The following is a 21,927-nucleotide window of genomic DNA, read 5'->3' on the forward strand; positions in this document are numbered from 1 at the left end:
GTGCGCCTCCGTTAGACGATCAGAAGGGTCAGGACGGTCAGGACGACCGACAGCACGATCATCACCAGGCCCAGTTTCTCGGCGAACTCGATTTCGAGGCCCCGGCCGGTATCCCAGTAAATGTGCCTCAGACCGCCCAGCGCGTGGTACCAGAGCGCCCAGACGGAAAGCGCCATGATAAGGTCGCCGAACCACGACGTGATCACGCCGTCGGCAACCGCGAAATACTCGGGAGATGTCGCGGCGGACAGAAACCACCAGACGACCAGAAGCGCGCCGACGAGAAGGCCCGTTCCGGTGATCCGCACGAAGATCGACGAGATCGACGTCATCTGCGGGCGGTAAATGGAGAGGTGCGGCGACAGTGGGCGATTGCCCCGGTTCACATCAGCCATGTCAGGTTCCCTTTTTTGGGTCTTTGGACTTCAATACCAAAAACATTTCCGGAGTCACGCCTCTGCGGCACCGGAGCGCAGGGTTTAACGCTCACATTCCAAATATTTTCCTATTTCGTGATCACACATAATATTTGCGTGATCACATTTACTTAATCATGTCATTTCAAGTCGCTCAGCACGTCGGAAATCGACGTGTTGAAGTTGAACTCGACCAGCCGGATCTCGCCCTGGGCTTCGGCGGCAACAAGCAGCAGCGCCACCGGGGCCGGCGATCCGGAGGGATAGAAGAATACGACCTCCTGATGAAACCCCGGCGCCTCACGGCGCTGCAGGATGGTTTCACAGGAGGTGAAGCCATTGGGAAAGACGACCATCACCTGTCCGAAATAGTCGTTCAGCCGCTCCACCAGATCCGGGAAATAAGGACCAGCAAGTTCAGCGAAGCCACGATAGTCGGCCTTCAGAAACGCCGCTTTCAGATCTTCGAGGTAGGGGATGTCCTGCGCTCGGTCAGGCCCGCAGACCGCAGCCGAAACACCGCCACCGGCGCTGCACAGGAGAGCCACGCAAAGGGTTCTAAGCAAAACCTTCATGACCCGATCAGACCTGAACGCAGGCCATCAGGCAAGCGATCTCTGTCTCGGGCCGAAGCCACGGAAACAGGAGGCATCACCGTAGTATGCGCCCCCCCCTCGCGTCGCTCCTGACTCCGGAAAGCCGGTCAGGTCGGGATCAAACCCCAATAGTCGAGATCCAGCAGAACGCCGGGCGCATACTTGCCATCCTCGCCCTTAAGGCCGAACGGTTCCGCCTCGGCTTTCTGCGCCACCAAACGAAGGCGCAGCGCACCGACCCCCGGCACCCCCGTTTCGACCTTGTCCAGCACCTCGGACCAGGCCGAGATCGTATCGCCTGCAAAGCAGGGCGCGGCGTGTGACCCGCCGTTCAACCCCGCCAGAAGCTGGACATTCGCCAGACCGTTGAATGACAGGGCTCGCGCAAGGCTGATGACATGCCCGCCGTAGATCAGACGCTTGCCATCTTCACGGTTGGTGGCATCGAAATGCACCTTTGCCGTGTTCTGCCAAAGCCGCGTCGCCATCATGTGCTCGGCTTCCTCGATGGTGACGCGGTCGACATGATCTATCTTCTCGCCAATCGTGTAATCGCGCCACCGGTGCGGCTCGCCCGCCAGTTCGAAATCATATCCGTCGAAGGTCAGGCCATTCGGCACCGACAGGGTCTCGGGCGCAACGACGGCCGACAGTTCCGGCACGACGGTCTCGGGCGCGGGCGCGCCGGTATCGCCTTTTCGAACCATCACCCACCGGACATAGTCCAGCACCGCCTCGCTCCGCTGGTTGCGACCCGTGGTGCGCACCCAGACAACGCCTGAATTTCCGTTGGAGTTCTGCTTCAGCCCGATCACCTCGGAGGTCGCCGTCAGCGTGTCGCCCGGATAGACCGGTCGCCGCCATCGCCCCTCGGCATAGCCAAGATTCGCAATCGCGTTGAGCGAGATGTCCGGCACCGTCTTGCCGAACACCGTATGAAAGGTGATCAGATCGTCGAACGGTCCGGCAAGACCGCAACGGGCCGCGAAATCGTCCGAGGAATGAACCGCGTGGCGGGCGGGGTACAGCGCGTGATAGAGCGCCTTTTCACCACCAAGAAGCGTACGCGGCACCGCGTGGCGGATCGTTTCGCCCACGCGATAGTCCTCGAAGAACCGGCCCGGATTGGTCTTCATCGGGTCAGCCTCCGAACGGGTAGTAACCCAACCACGTGTGGATGCCGGCAATGACCGCATAAAGGACGATCGCGATGACGGCGAGGCGGATATCTCCCGCGGCGCTGCCGCCCTTCCAGGGCGTGTAGTCGGTGACGGCACGGTTGATCAGCGCCATCTCGGCCAGAGCCCAGACCGCGATCCAGCCGAACAGGATCAGCGACGCGGAATCGCCGTTTACCAGGATGTGAGAGACCGACCAGATCACGGTGCCCCAGAGCATCGGGTGACGCATTTTTTCGCGCAGGCGCGACTTGGAGTTCCCCACACCGTAAAGTGCGACGGCGACCAGCATGAGCAGGTTGTTGATGCCCGTCGTCGCGGCCGAACGCCCCCAGTAGAAGGCGCTGTCCGCCCCGCGATAGCCGATCACCATAAGGACGACCGACAGAAGAAGAACAACGGCGAATATCCCTTTCGAGGCATCGCCCATGCGATCCTGCAGCGCGGCGCGCGGACCGGGGGCAATGCGCTTGAAGGCATGGGCGACGGTCCAGAGGACCAGCCCGAGAATAAGAAGTGTCATGCGGCCTCCCTTGCGCGGATCGCCTCGGCCTTGGCCAGCACCGCCCGCGCGGTTTCGATGTGCAGGCTCTCGACGATCTTGCCGTCGACAACGGCCACAGCTTCGCCGCGCGCCATCGCTTCGTCAAATGCTTCGATCTGGCGGCGGGCCAGGTCGATCTGCGCCTCGGTCGGGGCGAAAACGCGGTTCGCGATATCCAGTTGAGCCGGGTGGATCAGCGTCTTGCCGTCCATGCCCAGCGCCCGGCCCTGCTCGCATTCCAACATCAGCCCGTCATCGTCCTTGAACGCGTTGTAGACGCCGTCGACACAGACGATCCCGGCCGCGCGGGCGGCCATCAGGCAGGTTTGAAGCGCGGTCATCATCGCCATGCGGTCGCCAACCGTTGCGCAGCCGATCTCCTTGGCCAGATCGTTGGTCCCAAGGATGAATCCGTGGACGAACCGGGCGTCAGCGATCTCGAGCGCGTTGATGACACCGCGCGGAGTTTCCATCATGCACCAGATCGGAAGGTCCGGAACCAGCGCGGCCAGCGCCTCGACATCGCCTTTCCCATCGACCTTCGGCAGCAAAATGGCATCGCAGTCCATGTCCGCGACGGCCCGCGCGTCATCGGCGCCCCACTGGGTATCCAGCGCGTTGATCCGCACCATGCGGTAGCGATTTCCATAGCCCCCCGCATTGAGTTCGGCGGCCAGCGTCGCGCGCGCGGCGACCTTTTCGTCCGGCGCGACCGCGTCTTCGAGATCGAAGATGATGGCGTCGGCAGCAAGGCCGCGCGCCTTGTCCAGCGCCCGCGTCTTCGAACCGGGGATGTAGAGAACCGACCTGAAGAGTGCCGCGCTGTCCGTCATGATTCGCCCTCCGAGCAATAATATTGCGCGAAACCTGCACATCCCCACATCAATCCGCAAGGCTTTTCGCCGCGGCGCGGCATCGCGGGTACTCAGAAGCCTGCCCCGTGGAACTCCGACGCCGGGCGCTCCGTTAACCATATCTTGGCAGCCCTGCGGCCAGACTTCCTCCATTCCGCCCCGACACCCGGGGAGATTGCGAAAGGAAGGCGAACCCTTCCGGAAAGGACCGACATGACGGGGAAAACTGTCTTCCTGACGACCGCCCTCGCGCTGGGCATGGCCACGATGGCCACTGCGCAGGGACAGAACTGCGGTTCGCGAACCACGGTGATCGAGCGGCTTGCAGAGCGCTATGGCGAAAGCCGGCAATCCATCGGCATGGCCCCGGAGGGCCGGGTGGTCGAAGTCTTCGCATCGCTCGAGACCGGCACCTGGACGATCACCGTGACCATGCCGAACGGCATGACTTGCCTCGTGGCGTCAGGTCAGGCCTTCGAACATCTTGAAGAACCGCTGCAGCCGACTGGCATCAAGAGCTGAGCGCTCAGTTCAGCGAATCCGCGATCAGCTTCGACCCGGCTGCCAGAAGCAGTGCATAGGTCACGATGAAGAACGCGCGCTCCGGAATGGCCCGGTGCGCGACGACGCCCAGCCAGGCCCCGAACAGCGCGCCCGGCACAAGCCAGAGACCGGCCAGAAATGACTGGAGCGTGATCGCGCCCAGAAACCCATAGGCAATGGTCTTGGCCACGTTCACCAGACCGAACACCAGCACAGTCGTCGCCTGGTAGCCCGTTTTCGACAGGTCCTGCGACAACAGATAGACCGCAGCCACGGGGCCTCCCGCGTGGCTGACGAAACTGGTAAACGCCGAACCTGCCCCGGCCAGCATGCCCAGCCAGGCCGGTGCGGCCCTCGCGGCGCGGGGCGGATACCACCGCTGCAGCAGCTGGATCGCGACATAGCCGATGGCGATGACGCCGATCAGCAGCCGCAGCATGTCCTGATTGGCAATCTGCCAGAACAAGACCCCCAGAAGAACGCCGGGTCCGGCGCCGATCAGCAGAAGGCGGGTTTGCCGGGCGTCCCACCGTTTCCAGTAGGGCTTCAGCGTCACCCCATCGATCAGCAGAAGCAGCGGCATCAGGATCCCGAGAGCCTGCTCGGGCGGAAGAATTAGCGCCATCAGCGGGGCCGCGACGAAAGACGCGCCCGACCCGAACCCGCCCTTCGAAATCCCCGCCAGGATGACCGCCGGAATGCCGATCAGGAAGAATGTGAGGTCGGTTTCGATGGTCCGGTCTCCTGTGTCGCGGGCTTCACCACCCTTGCGCCTGCGGCAAACTCTGTCTAGGCATCCCCGCGACTCGACCTTCTGAAACGGAAACGGAGATCCTTTCCATGGCCAGACCCAAAATCGCGCTCATCGGCGCAGGCCAAATCGGCGGCACGCTCGCCCATCTCGCTGCGCTCAAGGAACTCGGGGACGTCGTCTTGTTCGACATCGCCGAAGGAACACCCCAGGGCAAAGCGCTGGACATTGCCGAAGCCGGCCCTTCCGAAGGCTTTGACGCCGCGCTGAAAGGCACCAACGACTACGCCGACATAGCCGGCGCCGACGTCTGCATCGTGACCGCCGGCGTGCCCCGCAAGCCCGGCATGAGCCGCGACGACCTTCTTGGCATCAACCTGAAGGTCATGAAGTCCGTCGGCGAAGGCATCAAGAAGAACGCTCCGAACGCTTTCGTGATCTGCATCACCAACCCGCTTGACGCGATGGTCTGGGCGCTGCGTGAATATTCCGGCCTGCCCCACAACATGGTGGTAGGCATGGCAGGCGTTCTGGACTCGGCGCGCTTCCGCCACTTCCTGAGCCTCGAATTCAACGTCTCAATGAAAGATGTCACCGCCTTCGTTCTTGGCGGCCACGGCGACACCATGGTCCCCTCGGTTCGCTACTCGACCGTTGCGGGCATCCCGCTGCCCGATCTCGTCGAGATGGGCTGGACGACGCAGGAGAAACTGGACGCGATCGTCCAGCGCACGCGCGACGGCGGCGCCGAGATCGTCGGACTTCTGGGCAACGGCTCGGCCTATTATGCCCCGGCCACCAGCGCGATCGAAATGGCGGAAGCCTTCCTCAAGGACCAGAAGCGGGTTCTGCCCTGCGCGGCCTATTGCGATGGCGTGTTCGGACTGAAGGACATGTATGTCGGCGTTCCCACCGTCATCGGCGCCGGTGGCATCGAGCGGATCGTCGAGATCAAGCTGTCGAAAGACGAGCAGGCGATGTTCGACAAGTCGGTCGACGCCGTGAAGGGACTGGTCAAGGCCTGCAAGGGCATCGACGAGAATCTGGGTTAAGCCGCATTCGCGGTACGAACGATTGGCCGCCGGAACTTCGGCGGCCTTTTTCTTTTCCGGCGCAGCACCGCCATTCCTCCCTGATCCCGAATCTGGATCCACCTATTTCCCCAATTGTGATCACTTAATTTTTTTGTGTGATCACATAATGGATTTTTTTGGCCTGATTTAGCGTTATCACAAGAATTTCCGTTTATCCGCGCTGCGTCGTCTGCCAAGGACGGACGAAACGGACTATCAGGAGGCCCCCGTGAACATCCACGAATACCAGGCAAAGGCACTGCTGCGCTCCTACGGCGCTCCGGTGTCCGACGGCCGCGCCGTGCTGCGCGCCGAGGAGGCGAAAACGGCTGCTGGCGCGCTTGATGGTCCGCTGTGGGTCGTCAAAGCGCAAATTCATGCCGGGGGCCGCGGCAAGGGAACGTTCAAGGAAGCGGATGCCGGCGATGCTGGCGGCGTCCGCCTTGCAAGATCGGTGGAAGAAGCCGCGACCGAAGCCAAGCGCATGTTGGGCCGCACTCTGGTCACCAAGCAGACCGGACCGGCGGGCAAGCAGGTCAACCGCATCTACATCGAGGACGGCTCGGGCATCGAAACCGAGATGTACCTCGCCCTGCTGGTCGACCGCGTCACGTCGCGGATCAGTTTCGTCGCCTCGACCGAGGGCGGCATGGACATCGAGGAAGTCGCCCACGCGACGCCCGAGAAGATCCTGTCGTTCAGCGTCGATCCCGCGACCGGGTACCAGGCTTTCCACGGCCGCCGCATCGCCTTCGCTCTGGGCCTGACCGGCCCGCAGATCAAGCAATGCGTCGCGCTGATGGGAACGCTCTACAAGCTCTTCGTCGAAAAAGACATGGAGATGCTGGAGATCAACCCGCTGATCATCACGGACAAGGGTGATCTCAAATGCCTCGACGCCAAGATGGGCTTTGATGGCAACTCGCTCTATCGCCACCCGGACATCCTCGAACTTCGCGACGAGACCGAGGAGGATCCGAAAGAGCTTCAGGCGTCGAAATACGACCTGAACTATATCGCTCTGGACGGAGAGATCGGCTGCATGGTCAACGGCGCAGGCCTCGCCATGGCGACGATGGACATCATCAAACTATTCGGTGCATCGCCGGCGAACTTCCTCGACGTGGGCGGCAGCGCGACCAAGGAAAAGGTGACCGAGGCGTTCAAGATCATCACGTCCGACCCGAACGTGAAGGGCATCCTCGTCAACATCTTCGGCGGTATCATGCGCTGCGACGTGATCGCCGAGGGCGTGGTCGCCGCGGTCAAGGAAGTGGGCCTTCAGGTGCCGCTGGTGGTCCGTCTGGAAGGCACGAATGTCGAGAAGGGCAAAGAGATCATCGGCAACAGCGGACTGAACGTGATCGCGGCCGATGACCTGAAGGACGGCGCCCAGAAAATTGTCAAAGCGGTGAAAGGGTGACGACCAACTTGCCCAGAACAGCGGAACGCCAGGCGGAGGTACACGGATCGGCGCGCTCGGCCGTCCCGGTATCAACGCTTGGATTCGCTCTCTGTGCACTGGTTCTTTCGTCTGGCGGGGCATCCGCGCAGGCAGGTCTGATCGACTCCGTCTGGCAAAAGTTCGGTGAATACTGTGGCGCGATCATCCAGTCCGGCTCGGTCGACCCGGCAGCCTATGTTTCGCTTCCGCCTGAACATCGGATTGCTCAAAGCACCGACGGCAACCGTATTCAGATTGATCACCAGACTCAGGACCAGAAGTGGTCACTGTCGATTACGCAAAGCGATCTCGGTGACAGGCGCTACCTGCACTGCCACGTCGGATATCACAATCTCCAGCCATTGGAGAGCTTCGAGGCCATCGCTTCCGATTTGCGCGCGCGCCTTGAACTGAGCGGCGCCACGGCACTCGCCGGCGGCGAAGACCGGGACATCAAGATCACTTCGCTCTACGCAACGCCTGGCAGCGGCGTAGACAAGATGGTCAACATCGATGCACTTGGCCTGCTCTCGGACCCGGAAATGGTCGCGCAGTTCCAGGTGTATTCCTATGGCATCGGCATCGGCGCCTTCGGAATCGTGTCGCGGGGCGAACAGGCAGCGCAGGCCGGAACCAACGACAGCGCCGAGACCATGCGCGCTGTCATTGATATCTGCATGCGCAACTACCGGACCCCCCAGCAGTCTTTGTCAGCGCTGGAGTCCGCGGGCATGGCCCTTGCCCCAACGGGCGATCAGGGTGGCTGGGAATTCTCAGGCGGTGGCGTTTTCGGGAATGTGACGGTGAACGACACGATCTACTGCTCGATCCAAAGCCAGTCCGTTCCGCTTGACACCGCTCAGGCCATAGGCACCGAACTTGCATATGCCCTTTTTCCAAATCTCGTGCAGCCCGGCGCACCCGAAGGGGGCCGCGGACCCTGCGACGGGCTTTCGATTTTCGCCCCACGCCAGATGCTCTGGCTTCGATATGCACAGGCCGGGAATTCCGGCGAATGCATAAACGACGGCACGTCCGCCGTCATTCTTAACTGAAGAAGAGAACCTGCATGTCCGTACTTGTAGACGAAAACACCAAGGTCATCTGCCAGGGCTTCACCGGCTCTCAGGGCACCTTTCACTCGGAACAGGCCATCGCCTACGGCACGAAGATGGTCGGCGGCGTGACTCCGGGCAAAGGGGGCCAGACACACCTGGACCTGCCGGTCTTCAACTCCGTGCATGAGGCCGTGGCGAAGACAGGGGCAAACGCCACCGTGATCTATGTGCCCCCGCCGTTTGCGGCCGACTCGATCCTCGAGGCGATCGATGCCGAGATCCCTCTCGTCGTCTGCATCACCGAGGGCATCCCGGTGCTGGACATGATGAAGGTGAAGCGCGCGCTGATGAACACGGACACGATCCTGATCGGCCCGAACTGCCCCGGTGTCATCACGCCGGACGCCTGCAAGATTGGCATTATGCCCGGCCATATCCACAAGCGTGGCTCGGTCGGTGTTGTATCGCGCTCAGGCACGCTTACCTACGAGGCCGTGAAACAAACGACAGATGTGGGCCTTGGCCAGTCGACCTGTGTCGGCATCGGCGGCGACCCGATCAAGGGGACCGAGCATATCGACGTGCTGGAATGGTTCCTTGCGGACGATGAAACGCAGTCGATCATCATGATCGGCGAGATCGGCGGCTCGGCCGAAGAAGAAGCCGCCCAGTTCCTGAAGGACGAGGCGAAGCGCGGCCGGAAGAAGCCCGTCGCGGGCTTCATCGCAGGGCGCACGGCACCTCCGGGCCGCCGCATGGGCCACGCAGGCGCCATCGTCGCCGGCGGCAAGGGCGGCGCCGAGGACAAGATCGAAGCGATGCGTTCGGCCGGGATCGTCGTGGCGGAAAGCCCGGCGGGTCTTGGCGAAGCGGTGCTGGAAGCAATAGGGAAATAAGACCGGGGCCATTTTGGCCCCGTCACTCAATCGGGAACCGGCGGTTCGGGAGGACCCCATGACGGATCAAAGCCCCAACGACATCTTCAAGGCCTCGTCCTTTCTGCAAGGACATAACGCGGAGTACATCGAACAGCTCTACGCCCGCTATGCAAACGACCCGAACGCGGTCGATGCAGCCTGGCAGCAGTTCTTCCGCGAACTGGGCGACAGCGGCATGGATGCCAAGGCCGAGGCCGCAGGGCCTTCCTGGGCGCGAGCCGACTGGCCGCCACAGCCCTCGGACGAACTGACCGCAGCGCTGGACGGGCAATGGGGCGCGCTTGGCCCCAAGGAGGCCGCGGGCGCAGCCGACAAGATCAAGGCCAAGGCCGCGGAACAGGGCGTGAAGGTCACCGAGGCTCAGGTACGCCAGGCAGTGCTGGATTCGATCCGTGCGCTGATGATCATCCGCGCCTACCGTATCCGGGGTCACCTGGTGGCGGAACTCGATCCGCTCGGGATGCGGGACGAAACGCCTCACCCAGAGCTTGATCCGCGATCCTACGGCTTCACCGAAACAGACATGGACCGTCCGATCTTCATCGACAACGTGCTGGGGCTGGAGATGGCCTCGATGCGCGAGATCCTCTCGATCGTGAAGCGCACCTACTGCGGCACCTTCGCGCTTCAGTACATGCACATCTCGAACCCCGAGGAAGCCGCCTGGCTGAAGGAGCGGATCGAAGGCTACGGCAAGGAAGTCGCCTTCACCCAGGAAGGCCGTCGCGCAATCCTGAACAAGCTGGTCGAGGCCGAGGGCTTCGAGAAGTTTCTGCACGTCAAGTACATGGGTACCAAGCGCTTTGGCCTCGACGGAGGTGAAAGTCTTGTCCCGGCGATGGAACAGATCATCAAGCGCGGCGGTGCGCTTGGCGTGAAGGAAATCGTCATCGGCATGCCGCACCGGGGCCGCCTGTCGGTTCTGGCCAACGTGATGGGCAAGCCTTACAAGGCGATCTTCAACGAATTCCAGGGCGGCAGCTTCAAGCCCGAGGATGTGGATGGCTCCGGTGACGTGAAGTACCACCTCGGCGCTTCGTCGGATCGTGAGTTCGACGGCAACACCGTGCACCTGTCGCTGACCGCGAACCCCTCCCACCTGGAAGCGGTCAACCCGGTCGTGCTTGGCAAGGCCCGCGCCAAGCAGGATCAGCTTCACGACCATGACCGCAGGCAAGTCCTGTCGATCCTTCTGCACGGCGACGCGGCCTTCGCGGGCCAGGGCGTCGTGGCCGAATGCTTCGGGCTCTCGGGCCTGCGCGGCCATCGGACCGGCGGCACGATCCACATCGTCGTCAACAACCAGATCGGGTTCACCACCGCGCCGCACTTCAGCCGGTCGTCCCCCTATCCGACCGACATCGCGCTGATGGTCGAGGCCCCGATCTTCCACGTCAACGGCGACGACCCCGAGGCGGTCGTTCACGCCGCCAAGGTCGCCACCGAGTTCCGCCAGAAGTTCGGCAAGGACGTGGTCATCGACATGTTCTGCTACCGCCGCTTCGGTCACAACGAAGGCGACGAGCCGATGTTCACCAACCCGATCATGTACAAGCGGATCAAGGGTCACAAGACGACCCTCTCGCTCTACACCGACCGGCTGGTGAAGGACGGGCTGATCCCCGAGGGCGAGATCGAGGACATGAAAGCCCAGTTCCAGGCCTACCTGAACGAGGAGTTCGAGGCTGGAAAGGTCTATCGCCCGAACAAGGCCGACTGGCTGGACGGCCGCTGGAGCCACCTTGACCGAGAGGGCGAGAAGTACCAGCGCGGCAAGACCGCCATCAAGAAGAAGACGATGGAGGAGATCGGCAACGCGCTTACCACCGTTCCCGGTGGCTTCCCCGTCCACAAGACCGTCGAGCGCCTGCTTGAAACGAAAAAGCAGATGTTCGACACCGGCGAAGGTTTCGACTGGGCCACGGCGGAAGCACTTGCCTTCGGCAGCCTGCTCACCGAGGGCTATCCGGTGCGACTGGCAGGCCAGGATTCGACGCGCGGCACCTTCAGCCAGCGCCATTCCGGCATCATCAACCAGGAAAACGAAGACCGGTACTATCCGCTGAATCACATTCGCGACGGTCAGGCGCGTTATGAGGTCATCGACTCGATGCTTTCCGAGTACGCGGTGCTTGGCTTCGAATACGGCTATTCGCTGGCCGAACCGAATGCGCTGACGCTCTGGGAGGCCCAGTTCGGCGACTTCGCGAACGGCGCGCAGATCATGTTCGACCAGTTCATCTCGTCCGGCGAGCGCAAGTGGCTGCGCATGTCGGGCCTTGTCATGCTCCTGCCCCACGGCTTCGAAGGCCAGGGACCGGAGCATTCCTCGGCCCGCCTGGAACGCTTCCTGCAGATGTGCGCGGAAGACAACTGGATCGTTGCGAACTGCACGACGCCGGCGAACTACTTCCACATCCTGCGCCGCCAGTTGCACCGCTCCTACAGGAAGCCGCTTGTGCTGATGACGCCCAAATCGCTCCTGCGCCACAAGCTGGCCATCAGCGATCAGGCCGACTTCCTGACCGGATCGTCTTTCCACCGCGTTCTCTGGGACGACGCCGAGAAAGGCCATTCCGACACCAAGCTTGCCGCCGACGACAAGATCAGGCGCGTCGTGATGTGCTCGGGCAAGGTCTATTACGACTTGTTGGAAGAGCGTGACGCGCGCGGCATCGACGACGTCTACCTGTTGCGTGTCGAGCAGTTCTATCCCTTCCCGGCCCAGGCCATGGTGAAGGAATTGAAACGCTTTCCCAATGCCGACTATGTCTGGTGCCAGGAAGAGCCCAAGAACCAGGGTGCATGGACCTTCATGGAGCCAAACATCGAATGGGTGCTGACCCGCATCAAGGCAAAGATCACCCGGCCTGTCTATGCCGGGCGCGCCGCGTCGGCTTCACCGGCCACGGGCCTTGCCTCGGCACATAAATCACAACAGGCAGCGCTGGTCGACGACGCGCTCACAATCAAAGGGTAACCGAAAATGGCCACTGAAATCCGCGTGCCCACGCTGGGCGAAAGCGTGACCGAAGCGACCGTCGCGACCTGGTTCAAGAAGCCCGGCGACAGCGTCGCCGTCGATGAGATGCTGTGCGAACTGGAGACCGACAAGGTCACCGTCGAGGTACCCTCGCCCGCTGCCGGCACCCTGGGCGAGATCGTCGCCAAGGAGGGCGAGACCGTCGGCGTCGACGCGCTACTGGCCACGCTCAGCGAAGGTACCGGCGCTGCGGCAGCCCCTGCCCCCAAGGCCGCGGCCTCCGCGCCCAAGCCCGCCGGAAACGGTGCGGCCAAGGGCGGCGCGAAAATCGACGTCATGGTCCCGACGCTTGGCGAAAGCGTCGCCGAAGCCACCGTCTCGACCTGGTTCAAGAAAGCCGGCGACGCAGTTCAGCAGGACGAGATGCTGTGTGAACTGGAGACCGACAAGGTTTCGGTCGAGGTGCCCGCTCCCGCCTCCGGCGTGCTCAGCGAGATCCTCGCCGCCGAGGGTTCCACCGTCGAGGCAGGCGGCAAGCTGGCCGTCATGACCGCCGGCGAAGGCGCTGCCGCGGCAACCGCCCCGGACGCTGCACCGGCCCCCGCCCCCGCCGCCGCTCCGTCGGGCAAGGACATCGAGGATGCGCCCTCGGCCAAGAAACTGATGGCCGAGAAGGGCCTCAGCCCCGACGAGGTGACAGGCACCGGAAAGGACGGCCGCATCATGAAGGAAGACGTTCAGAAGGCGCTTCAATCCCCAGCGCCCAAGGCAGAGGCGCCCGCCCCGGCCCAGGCGCCCCGAGCGCCTGTCGCCGCCGAGGACGCCGCCCGCGAGGAACGGGTGAAGATGACCCGCCTCCGCCAGACCATCGCGCGCCGCCTGAAGGACGCGCAGAACACAGCCGCCATGCTGACCACCTATAACGAGGTCGACATGGGCGCGGTCATGGCGCTTCGCAGCGAGTACAAGGACCTGTTCGAGAAGAAGCACGGCGTAAAGCTGGGCTTCATGTCCTTCTTCGTGAAGGCCTGCTGCCACGCGCTTCAGGAAGTGCCCGAGGTCAATGCCGAGATCGACGGCACCGACATCGTCTACAAGAACTTCGTCCACATGGGCGTCGCCGTCGGCACGCCTACGGGTCTTGTCGTGCCCGTCGTCCGCAACGCCGACCAGATGAGCTTCGCTGCGATCGAGAAGAAGATCGCCGAACTGGGGCTACGCGCCCGTGATGGCAAACTTTCGATGGCCGAGATGCAGGGCGGCACCTTCACCATCTCGAACGGCGGCGTCTACGGCTCGCTGATGTCCTCGCCCATCCTGAACCCGCCACAGTCGGGCATCCTGGGCATGCACAAGATCCAGGAACGCCCGATGGTCGTGAACGGCCAGATCGTGGCGCGCCCGATGATGTATCTCGCGCTCAGCTACGACCACCGGATCGTCGACGGCAAGGGGGCGGTGACGTTCCTCGTTCGCGTGAAGGAAGCACTGGAGGATCCGCGGCGGCTGCTGATGGACCTCTGAGGCCGTGCCGTCCGAGGGGATAAGATTTCCGGCAGCAGCAGTTCTCGCGCTGCTGCTGGCCCTCTTCACCACCGTCTTCGCCCGCCAGACCCACAACACCTTCGACCTGCCCACCTGGATCGACCTGACAGAATGGCCCGCAACGCTCCTCTACCTCGCCGCCGCTGTCGCGGCTTGGGTCAGGCTCGAACGGGTGGCCGCCCTGGCGCTGGTCGCGGCCATGCTTGCGTTCCTCGCGGCACAGTCGGCGCATCTCTTTACCGTTCCATTGGGCTTCGCGCTGGTGATCGCCGCATCGCTTGCCTTCCTCCTGATCCTGCCGACCACGTGGAGACCCCGATGAAACGCCTTCTGCCCTTGGCGCTCCTCGCGCTCGCCGCCTGCGGCGCCCCGGTCTCCGAAACGCTGACGACCGCGCGCCACGTGCCCTCGAACGTGCCCTACGGCACCGAAGGCGCACGGCTGCACCTCTTCGTCTTCGACCCGTCCGAACCGCGACCGCTGGCCGACCGCAAGGCCATCGCGCGCCGTCAGGTCGCGCTCGAACCCTCCTGCGCCTGGGTAGAGGCGCCCGATTCCTTCCTCATCGAGGAAACCCGCAAACAGGGCGAACGGTACGCCGACACGATGCTCGTCGCCCCCCTCAGGTGCTCAAGAACTTGATCCTTCCTCTTGGCCCAAATACTTCGGGGGTGCGGGGGCAGAGCCCCCGCCGACGCGCCCGACAACAAAAGGACCCGACCCATGGCAAGCTATGACGTCATCGTAATCGGCAGTGGCCCCGGCGGCTATGTCTGCGCCATCCGCTGCGCGCAGCTGGGCCTCAAGACCGCCTGCGTCGAGGGGCGCGAGACCTTGGGCGGCACCTGCCTCAACGTCGGATGCATCCCGTCAAAGGCGCTTCTGCACGCCACCGAGATGCTGCACGAGACCGAAGAGAACTTCGCCAAGATGGGGCTCAAGGTTCTGCGCCCCGACGTCGACTGGAAACAGATGCTTGCCTACAAGCAGGAAACCATCGACGGCAATACCAAGGGCATCGAGTTCCTGTTCAAGAAGAACAAGATCGACTGGCTGAAAGGCTGGGGCTCGATCCCCGAGCCGGGCAAGGTCAAGGTCGGCGACGAGGTGCACGAGGCGAAGAACATCATCGTCGCCACCGGTTCGGAATCCTCCTCGCTGCCGGGCGTCGAGGTCGACGAGAAGACCGTCGTCACCTCCACCGGCGCGCTGGAACTGGGCAAGATCCCCGCGAAACTGGTCGTCATCGGCGCGGGCGTGATCGGCCTGGAACTCGGCTCGGTCTACAACCGCCTCGGGTCGGAAGTGACGGTGATCGAATACCTGGACGTCGTCACCCCCGGCATGGACGGCGAGGTCCAGAAAACCTTCCAGCGCATCCTGAAGAAGCAGGGCATGTCCTTCGTCATGGGCGCTGCCGTTCAGAAGGTCGAAAAGACCAAGGGCGGCGCAAAGGTGACCTACAAGCTGAAGAAGAACGACAAGGAAGAAACGGTCGAAGCCGATACCGTCCTGGTTGCCACCGGGCGCAAACCCTACACCGACGGACTTGGCCTCGACGCGCTCGGCGTCGCCACGACCGACCGCGGACAGGTCAAGACCGACGCGCATTATGCGACCAGCGTGAAGGGTATCTACGCCATCGGAGACTGCATCGCGGGGCCCATGCTGGCGCACAAGGCCGAGGACGAAGGCATGGCGGTAGCCGAGATCATCGCGGGCCAGGCGGGCCACGTGAACTACGGCGTCATCCCGGGCGTGATCTACACCCATCCCGAGGTCGCCAGCGTTGGCAAGACCGAGGAACAGCTCAAGGAAGAAGGCCGCGCTTACAAGGCGGGCAAGTTCATGTTCATGGGCAACGGACGCGCCAAGGCGAACCATGCCGCCGAGGGCTTCGTGAAGATCCTCGCCGACAAGGAAACCGACCGCATCCTCGGGGCACATATCATCGGACCGATGGCCGGCGACCTGATCCACGAGATCTGCGTTGGAATGGAGTTCGGCGCTGCGGCCGAGGATATCGCCCGCACCTGCCACGCGCACCCGACCTATTCCGAGGCGGTGCGCGAGGCCGCGCTGGCTTGCGGCGACGGCCCGATTCACAGCTAGAGCGGCGGACCGCCGCCCATTCGGGGCAAACCGCGCAGCCCGACCGCATCGATGATATTGCCTAGCGGCCCCGAAACGTGAACTTTGGACGCATCGCGCGGCAGGCGGGGGTGCCGCGCACCGATGCTTTTGGAGGTTTCATCGATGCTGCGCGTTCTTCTGCCCATTCTCGCCCTCGGCCTGGCCGGCACGGCCTCTGCCCAGACGGCTGCCCTGCTCATCGGCACCGAGGATTACGACCGGATCAGCGATGTCCGGCGCGGCGATGAACTGGTCGATGCGTCCCGCGCGCTCGACCGGGCCGGTGTCCGCGTGGTTGCACGCCGCGATACCGACCTCGACGGCATGCGCCAGGCGCTTGCGGAATTCGGACAGATGGCAGACAGGTCCGACCGTCTCCTTGTGGCCCTTGGCGGTCGCTTCCTTCACTCGTCGACCGAGACCTATTACCTGCCTTCCGACGCCGACACCGGGCCGCTTGCAACCCTGGCAGCGACCACCCTGCCCCTGTCCACGGTCACGGCGTGGCTGGCCGAGCATCCTGGAAAGGCCGTCCTGATCCTCGCCACCGATGACCTCGAGGCCGAGTACGGCACTTTTCTCTCCGCCGGGATCGGCGATATCACCATCCCTCAGGGTGTGACCGTTCTGACAGGTGATCCGCGCACGGCCGCCAATTTCATCGAAGATCGCATGGCCCGCCCAGGCACCGATCTTGTCGATGCCGCGCGCCGGGCCGGACTTGGGGTTTCCGGCTTTTCCGCCGCAGGCCAAAGCTTCGTGGACGAAGCGGCGCCCGAAAAGCCCCTGACACCCCTACCGGTGCCCCCTTCGGACGCCGACCAGCGCCTGCGCGACATTCGCGCCTGGCGCGACGCCGACGCGGCGAACACAGCCGAGGCCTATCAGCGGTACATCTCGGAATTCCCGACCGGCCAATTCCGCCGCATGGCCGAGAACCGCATCCAGTCTCTGACCGATACGCCCGAGGCACGTGCCGAGCGCACCGAACAAGCGCTGGACCTCAACCGGGACCAGCGCCGCGAAGTCCAGCGTGACCTGTCGCTCCTCGACTACAACACCCGTGGCATCGACGGCATCTTCGGCCGCGGCACCCGCACCGCCATCAGCGCATGGCAGCAGTCTCAGGGTTTCGAGGCAACCGGCTATCTCACGGCCGACCAGATCACGCGGCTCGACGCGCAGGCAGAGCGGCGCGCGGCGGAACTGGAGGCCGAGGCCGAGCGGCGTCGGGCACAGCAGCTGGCAGAGGACCGCACCTTCTGGAGCCAGACCGGCGCGCTTGGCGACGAAGCGGGACTGCGGGCCTATTTGAATCGCTACCCTGTCGGGGAATATTCAGAGACCGCACAAGAACAGCTGGCTGCAATCGAACGTCAAAAGCGCCGCGAAACCGATGCGCGCGATCGCCAGCTATGGGATGAAGCCACGCAGGAAAACACGATCCGTGCCTATCGCGATTACCTCGATCTCGCGCCCGGCGGCGCCTTCCGGGACGAAGCACAAACCCGCATCGCGGCCATTGAACAGGCCGAACGCGAATCGCAGTCCAACTCTGCGGCCGCACGCGAGGAACAGGCCCTGAACCTTTCTCCTCGCACTCTGCAGATCATCGAGTCTCGCCTCGAGTCGCTGGGCTTGCGTCCCGGGCGGGTCGACGGCGTTCTGGACGACGACAGCCGGCGCGCGATCCGGCGCTATCAATCCGCCCGCAATCTTCCCGAGACGGGTTACCTCAGCGAAGCTGTCGTTGTTCAACTTCTTGCGGATTCGGTCCGGCAGATCTTTCGGTAGAAAGGGCTCTCAGTCCTTCTTTCCGATCTTCGCCAACTGTTCCTGCATGGCCGCCAGTTGCGACCGGATCTCATCCAGTTCGGACGCGCCCGTGTCCTCTTCAGACGTGGGCTCATCATCGTCGCTGGCGGACGGTCCCGACCAGCCGCCGCCAAGGCCACCGGTCATCGCCTTCATGAAGGCTTCCTGCTGCGCCTTCATCGCCTCGAATCCAGGCATGGCGGACATGGGATTGGTCATGCTCTCCATCATCTTCGACTGCCCTTCGCGCAGCATGTCGAAGCTCATCGCAAGGAACTGGGGAACGACCGATTGCGCCTGGGTGGTGTAGGACCGGACAAGATCGGTCAGAACATCCACCGGCAAGACATTCTCGCCGCGGCTCTCGTGCTCGGCAATGATCTGCAGAAGGTATTGCCGCGTCAGGTCGTCGCCCGACTTCAGATCGACGATCTGAACCTCGCGGCCGTCGCGAATGAAACCCGCGATATCCTCAAGGGTGACATAGTCCGAAGTCTCGGTGTTATACAGCCGCCGGCTGGCGTACCGCTTGATCAGCAATGGTTTGGATGCCACGTCCCGTCCTCCCCGACGATTGTCGCTGCGGTGCAGCTTAACGAGAGAGACCGTGAAATCAAAGAGTTTCTGCGCAGCATGATTTTCATGCTGCGCAGCGAAACTTAGACCAGATCGTCGTCGCCGGTCTCGTCCATCAGGCGCATCATGTCCGGCACGATCACGTGTCGGTTCCCTTCAAGGCGAATGATGCCATCCCGCTTCAGAGCCGAAATCTGACGCGAAACGGTCTCCAGCGTCAGTCCCAGGTAATCCGACATCGCTTCCCGAGTGAGCGGCAGATCGAAGGTCACCGGCTGGTCGAGAGGAATTTCGCCTTCTGCCGAGGCACGCCGCGCAATGATCGACAAAAGGCTGGCGATCTTTTCACGAGCCGTCTTGCGTCCCAGAAGCAGCATCCAGTCGCGCGCCGCGTCCAGTTCGTCCAGCGCCATTTCCAGAAGCCGTTTCTGGATATGCGGCATCTCGTCGAGCAGCCGCTCGAACGGCTTGCGTCGGAAACAGCAGATCACCGTCTCTGAAACGGCGGTCACGTCGAACCGGGCCAGTTCCCGTCCCGGTCTGCCGATAAAATCCGATGGCAGCAAAAGCCCCACCATCTGGCGGCGGCCATCCTCCATCGTCTGGGTCAGCGATGCGACCCCCGAGACGACCGAAGCCACAAAGTCCATTCTGTCGCCCGCCCAGAGAATATTCTGCCCGGCCGCGACGGTCCGATAATACTTGATCTCTTCAAGCCGAGCTAATTCATCGGTCTCACATCGTGAGCAAACCGCTCTGTGACGGATGGGACAGCCCGAACACGGACCGACCTCCGTAACTTCCAAAGAAATTGACGCCATTGGTTCCCCCGCACTTCCTGTTCGCGTCGAAGCGCTACGACTATCTTATACAACTTGGGATGGTCGGCCACCAAATTCAACAGTTTGCATGTATTTTTTCCCGAACCGGACCTCAGCGCCAGTCGAAAAAGCCCTCTCCGGCCCTGTTCAGCAAGCCAGCTGCAAGGTCACGCCCCAGGGCGTCCGCGTCCTCGATGGCACCGCTACACTCATCAGAAACGGCTTCGGATCCGTCGGTTCGAAGTATCTCGCCCCGTAGCCGCAACTGGCCCCCATTCAGTTCCGCCAGACCCGCGATCGGTGTCTCGCACGATCCGTCGAGAGCCGCGAGAAAGGCACGTTCCGCCGCCAGGCGCTGCCCGGTCGGCGTGTGGTGGATAGCCTCCAGCATCGCTGCTGCCCGCATGTCGTCCGCACGTCTCTCTATCCCGATAGCGCCCTGGGCGACCGCCGGAAGCATCTCCTCGGGTTCGATGGCCGAGGACACGATATCGCTCATACCCAGGCGGTTGAGCCCGGCCATGGCAAGGAACGTGCAAGCGGCAACCCCGTCTTCCAGCTTCTTCAGGCGCGTCTGCACGTTGCCGCGGAACTCCACGACCTCAAGGTCGGGACGCCGGTTCAGAAGCTGCGCCTTTCGCCGCAGGCTGGACGTACCAACCTTGGTGCCCGCATCCAGACCGGCCAGAGTGCCGCCCGAGGGCGAGATGAACGCATCCCGAACGTCTTCGCGCGGAAGATAGCAGTCCAGCAGCAGTCCGCCGGGCTGTTCGACGGGCATGTCCTTCATGGAGTGAACGGCGATATCGATCTCGCCCTTCAACATGGCGTCCTCAATCTCGCGCGTGAACAGACCCTTTCCTCCGATCTCCTTCAGGGGACGGTCGAGGACCCGATCGCCCGTCGTCTTGATGACAACGATTTCGAAGGCTTCCTCGACAAGATCGAAGGCCGCCGACAGACGCGCGCGCGTTTCATGGGCCTGTGCCAGCGCCAGGGGCGAACCACGGGTGCCAATACGGAACGGAGAAGAGGGATTTGGTAAATCTGTCATGGGCCTAGGTGTAATGGCGTCAGAAAAAACTGACAATCCATTGTATTGACAAGATGACGCTTGGCTGTGACCACAGGAGCGAAAATTTCGAAGGGGAAAGACATGGCAAACAAGCTCATCCTGCGGGCACTTGAAGGCGAGACACTTCCCGTGCCGCCGATCTGGATGATGCGGCAGGCCGGCCGTTACCTGCCCGAGTATCGCGCGACGCGCGCCCAGGCCGGCGATTTCCTCTCGCTGTGCTACACGCCGGATCTGGCCGCCGAAGTCACCCTTCAGCCGATCCGCCGCTATGGCTTCGACGCTGCCATCCTGTTCGCCGACATCCTGCTGATCCCGGACGCGCTTGGAATGGATCTCTGGTTCGTCACCGGCGAGGGGCCGCGCCTGTCCACGATCACAAGCGAAAGCGATTTCAATACCTTGAAGCCGGCCGATGCCATCCACGACAAACTGGCCCCGGTCTATGAAACGGTCCGCATCCTCTCGCGAGAACTGCCAGAAGAGACGACTCTGATCGGTTTCGCCGGTGCGCCCTGGACGGTCGCTACCTACATGATCGCCGGACGCGGCACGCCGGATCAGGGCCCGGCCCATGCGCTCAAGGCCGAGAACCGCGCCCTGTTTCAGGCCGTCATCGATCGGCTGACCGAGGCCACGATCACCTATCTCTCGGCCCAGATCGACGCCGGCGCCGAGGTGGTCAAGATCTTCGACAGCTGGGCCGGGTCGCTCAAGGGGCAGGACTTCGACGATTTCGCGCTCGAACCGGCCAAGCGCATCATCGCGGCGCTGAAGCAGAAGCATCCAGACATCCCTGTCATCGCCTTCCCGCGCGAGGCCGGCGAACGCTATGAAGGCTTCGCCAAGGCCACCGGCGCGGATTGCGTCGCCCTGGACAATTCGGTGGATGCAGCCTGGGCGGCAGTGCATGTGCAGAAGGACGGCTGCGTGCAGGGCAACCTTGCCTCCTCGCACATGGTGACCGGAGGTCAGGCCCTGGTCGACGAGACCCGCAGGATCGTCGACGCCTTCTCGAAGGGGCCGCACATCTTCAATCTCGGTCACGGCATTACACCCGACGCGGATCCCGAGAATGTTCAGCTGATGATCGACACGGTGCGATCACACCGTTGATTCAAAAAGAAAAGGCCCCGCTTCCGGGGCCTTTTTTCAATTTCGAAGACGCGCAGTCGCCGTCAGACCATGTCCTGCAGCAGATGCTCGAGGTCGGCAACCAGCTTGGCCGCGACATCGGCGTCGGGGCCTTCCTTGGCCGCCTGCGCCTCTTGCGCTTCCTTGATGCGCTGCTGCAGCAATTCGGAGCTCACGTCCGTCTTGCGCATCGCTTCGTCGGCCAGAACGGTCGCGCTCTCGGCCGTGATCTGGGCGAAGCCGCCCAGAACCACGAATTCCTGCTCGCCGCCGTCTTCCATCTCGACGACGATGGTGCCCGGCCGCAGCGTGGTGACCGTTGGCGCATGATCGGGCATAGCCGTCATGTCGCCATCGGCGCCCGGTAGCCGGACCGCCTTCGCCTGTCCCGAGGCCAGACGGCTCTCGGGCGAGACGAGGTCGAATTGGAACGTGTCAGCCATTGGCTCT

General features: G+C 63.0%; 22 protein-coding genes. 12 read left to right on the forward strand and 10 right to left on the reverse strand.

Annotation, left to right across the window (positions count from 1 at the left end; all coding sequences use genetic code 11):
- Window positions 1-11 precede the first annotated feature (11 nt).
- The 5 genes from sdhC to ACKLNI_RS18215 form a co-directional block, all read right to left on the reverse strand.
- Complete coding sequence (gene sdhC / locus ACKLNI_RS18195) at window positions 12-395, reverse strand: succinate dehydrogenase, cytochrome b556 subunit (protein ID WP_413720521.1); 384 nt, start codon at window positions 393-395, stop codon at window positions 12-14.
- 161 nt (window positions 396-556) lie between these two features.
- Window positions 557-991 carry a hypothetical protein gene (locus ACKLNI_RS18200; RefSeq protein ID WP_413720522.1) on the reverse strand — a complete coding sequence of 145 codons (435 nt, stop codon included), beginning with the start codon at window positions 989-991 and terminating at the stop codon, window positions 557-559.
- 128 nt (window positions 992-1,119) lie between these two features.
- The gene (locus ACKLNI_RS18205) at window positions 1,120-2,148 is read right to left on the reverse strand and encodes a MaoC family dehydratase (RefSeq protein WP_413720523.1); all 1,029 of its coding nucleotides are present in this window, start codon (window positions 2,146-2,148) and stop codon (window positions 1,120-1,122) included.
- Window positions 2,149-2,152: 4 nt separating this feature from the next.
- Window positions 2,153-2,713: an NnrU family protein gene (locus tag ACKLNI_RS18210; RefSeq protein ID WP_413720524.1), complete on the reverse strand. Its 561-nt coding sequence runs from the start codon at window positions 2,711-2,713 to the stop codon at window positions 2,153-2,155.
- On the reverse strand, window positions 2,710-3,567 hold the full coding sequence (locus ACKLNI_RS18215) for an HpcH/HpaI aldolase/citrate lyase family protein (protein WP_413720525.1): 858 nt from the start codon (window positions 3,565-3,567) through the stop codon (window positions 2,710-2,712). Before ACKLNI_RS18215 ends, ACKLNI_RS18210 begins: the two co-directional genes overlap by 4 nt.
- A gap of 234 nt (window positions 3,568-3,801) precedes the next feature.
- Between ACKLNI_RS18215 and ACKLNI_RS18220 the strand changes: the two genes are divergently transcribed.
- The gene (locus tag ACKLNI_RS18220) at window positions 3,802-4,110 is read left to right on the forward strand and encodes a hypothetical protein (RefSeq protein ID WP_413720526.1); all 309 of its coding nucleotides are present in this window, start codon (window positions 3,802-3,804) and stop codon (window positions 4,108-4,110) included.
- A gap of 4 nt (window positions 4,111-4,114) precedes the next feature.
- Here ACKLNI_RS18220 and ACKLNI_RS18225 read toward each other — a convergent pair whose 3' ends face one another.
- Window positions 4,115-4,864: a sulfite exporter TauE/SafE family protein gene (locus ACKLNI_RS18225; RefSeq protein ID WP_413720557.1), complete on the reverse strand. Its 750-nt coding sequence runs from the start codon at window positions 4,862-4,864 to the stop codon at window positions 4,115-4,117.
- 107 nt (window positions 4,865-4,971) lie between these two features.
- On the opposite strand from ACKLNI_RS18225, the gene mdh reads away from it, so the two are divergent.
- The 10 genes from mdh to ACKLNI_RS18275 all read left to right on the forward strand — a co-directional run bounded on the left by mdh (window position 4,972) and on the right by ACKLNI_RS18275 (window position 17,850).
- Window positions 4,972-5,934: a malate dehydrogenase gene (gene mdh / locus ACKLNI_RS18230; protein WP_413720527.1), complete on the forward strand. Its 963-nt coding sequence runs from the start codon at window positions 4,972-4,974 to the stop codon at window positions 5,932-5,934.
- A gap of 250 nt (window positions 5,935-6,184) precedes the next feature.
- Window positions 6,185-7,378, forward strand: coding sequence for an ADP-forming succinate--CoA ligase subunit beta (gene sucC, locus ACKLNI_RS18235; RefSeq protein ID WP_413720528.1), 1,194 nt, complete (start codon window positions 6,185-6,187; stop codon window positions 7,376-7,378).
- Between the two features lie 8 nt (window positions 7,379-7,386).
- Complete coding sequence (locus ACKLNI_RS18240; RefSeq protein ID WP_413720529.1) at window positions 7,387-8,454, forward strand: hypothetical protein; 1,068 nt, start codon at window positions 7,387-7,389, stop codon at window positions 8,452-8,454.
- A gap of 14 nt (window positions 8,455-8,468) precedes the next feature.
- Window positions 8,469-9,353 (forward strand): succinate--CoA ligase subunit alpha, encoded by an 885-nt coding sequence (gene sucD, locus ACKLNI_RS18245; RefSeq protein WP_413720530.1) that lies wholly within the window; start codon window positions 8,469-8,471, stop codon window positions 9,351-9,353.
- 58 nt (window positions 9,354-9,411) lie between these two features.
- Entirely contained in the window at window positions 9,412-12,375 is a 2,964-nt protein-coding gene (locus ACKLNI_RS18250; protein WP_413720531.1) for a 2-oxoglutarate dehydrogenase E1 component, read from the forward strand.
- Between the two features lie 6 nt (window positions 12,376-12,381).
- Window positions 12,382-13,902: a 2-oxoglutarate dehydrogenase complex dihydrolipoyllysine-residue succinyltransferase gene (gene odhB / locus ACKLNI_RS18255; protein ID WP_413720532.1), complete on the forward strand. Its 1,521-nt coding sequence runs from the start codon at window positions 12,382-12,384 to the stop codon at window positions 13,900-13,902.
- Window positions 13,903-13,906: 4 nt separating this feature from the next.
- Entirely contained in the window at window positions 13,907-14,245 is a 339-nt protein-coding gene (locus ACKLNI_RS18260) for a hypothetical protein (RefSeq protein ID WP_413720533.1), read from the forward strand.
- Entirely contained in the window at window positions 14,242-14,565 is a 324-nt protein-coding gene (locus ACKLNI_RS18265) for a hypothetical protein (RefSeq protein WP_413720534.1), read from the forward strand. The genes ACKLNI_RS18260 and ACKLNI_RS18265 overlap by 4 nt, the downstream gene beginning before the upstream one ends.
- Before the next feature lie 81 nt (window positions 14,566-14,646).
- Entirely contained in the window at window positions 14,647-16,035 is a 1,389-nt protein-coding gene (gene lpdA / locus ACKLNI_RS18270) for a dihydrolipoyl dehydrogenase (RefSeq protein ID WP_413720535.1), read from the forward strand.
- 144 nt (window positions 16,036-16,179) lie between these two features.
- On the forward strand, window positions 16,180-17,850 hold the full coding sequence (locus tag ACKLNI_RS18275; protein WP_413720536.1) for a peptidoglycan-binding protein: 1,671 nt from the start codon (window positions 16,180-16,182) through the stop codon (window positions 17,848-17,850).
- A 9-nt stretch (window positions 17,851-17,859) separates the two neighbouring features.
- Here ACKLNI_RS18275 and phaR read toward each other — a convergent pair whose 3' ends face one another.
- The 3 genes from phaR to hemC form a co-directional block, all read right to left on the reverse strand.
- On the reverse strand, window positions 17,860-18,426 hold the full coding sequence (gene phaR / locus ACKLNI_RS18280; RefSeq protein ID WP_413720537.1) for a polyhydroxyalkanoate synthesis repressor PhaR: 567 nt from the start codon (window positions 18,424-18,426) through the stop codon (window positions 17,860-17,862).
- 104 nt (window positions 18,427-18,530) lie between these two features.
- Window positions 18,531-19,268 carry a transcriptional regulator FnrL gene (gene fnrL / locus ACKLNI_RS18285; RefSeq protein WP_413720538.1) on the reverse strand — a complete coding sequence of 246 codons (738 nt, stop codon included), beginning with the start codon at window positions 19,266-19,268 and terminating at the stop codon, window positions 18,531-18,533.
- A 112-nt stretch (window positions 19,269-19,380) separates the two neighbouring features.
- On the reverse strand, window positions 19,381-20,322 hold the full coding sequence (gene hemC, locus ACKLNI_RS18290; RefSeq protein WP_413720539.1) for a hydroxymethylbilane synthase: 942 nt from the start codon (window positions 20,320-20,322) through the stop codon (window positions 19,381-19,383).
- Window positions 20,323-20,424: 102 nt separating this feature from the next.
- Between hemC and hemE the strand changes: the two genes are divergently transcribed.
- Window positions 20,425-21,459, forward strand: coding sequence for a uroporphyrinogen decarboxylase (gene hemE, locus ACKLNI_RS18295; protein WP_413720540.1), 1,035 nt, complete (start codon window positions 20,425-20,427; stop codon window positions 21,457-21,459).
- Between the two features lie 62 nt (window positions 21,460-21,521).
- Here the strand turns inward: hemE and ACKLNI_RS18300 are convergent, their stop codons facing one another.
- Window positions 21,522-21,920: a F0F1 ATP synthase subunit epsilon gene (locus ACKLNI_RS18300; protein ID WP_413720541.1), complete on the reverse strand. Its 399-nt coding sequence runs from the start codon at window positions 21,918-21,920 to the stop codon at window positions 21,522-21,524.
- Between the last annotated feature and the right edge of the window lie 7 nt (window positions 21,921-21,927).

It is taken from the genome of Silicimonas lutimaris (assembly GCF_047314965.1).
Taxonomy (GTDB): domain Bacteria; phylum Pseudomonadota; class Alphaproteobacteria; order Rhodobacterales; family Rhodobacteraceae; genus JAVJUV01.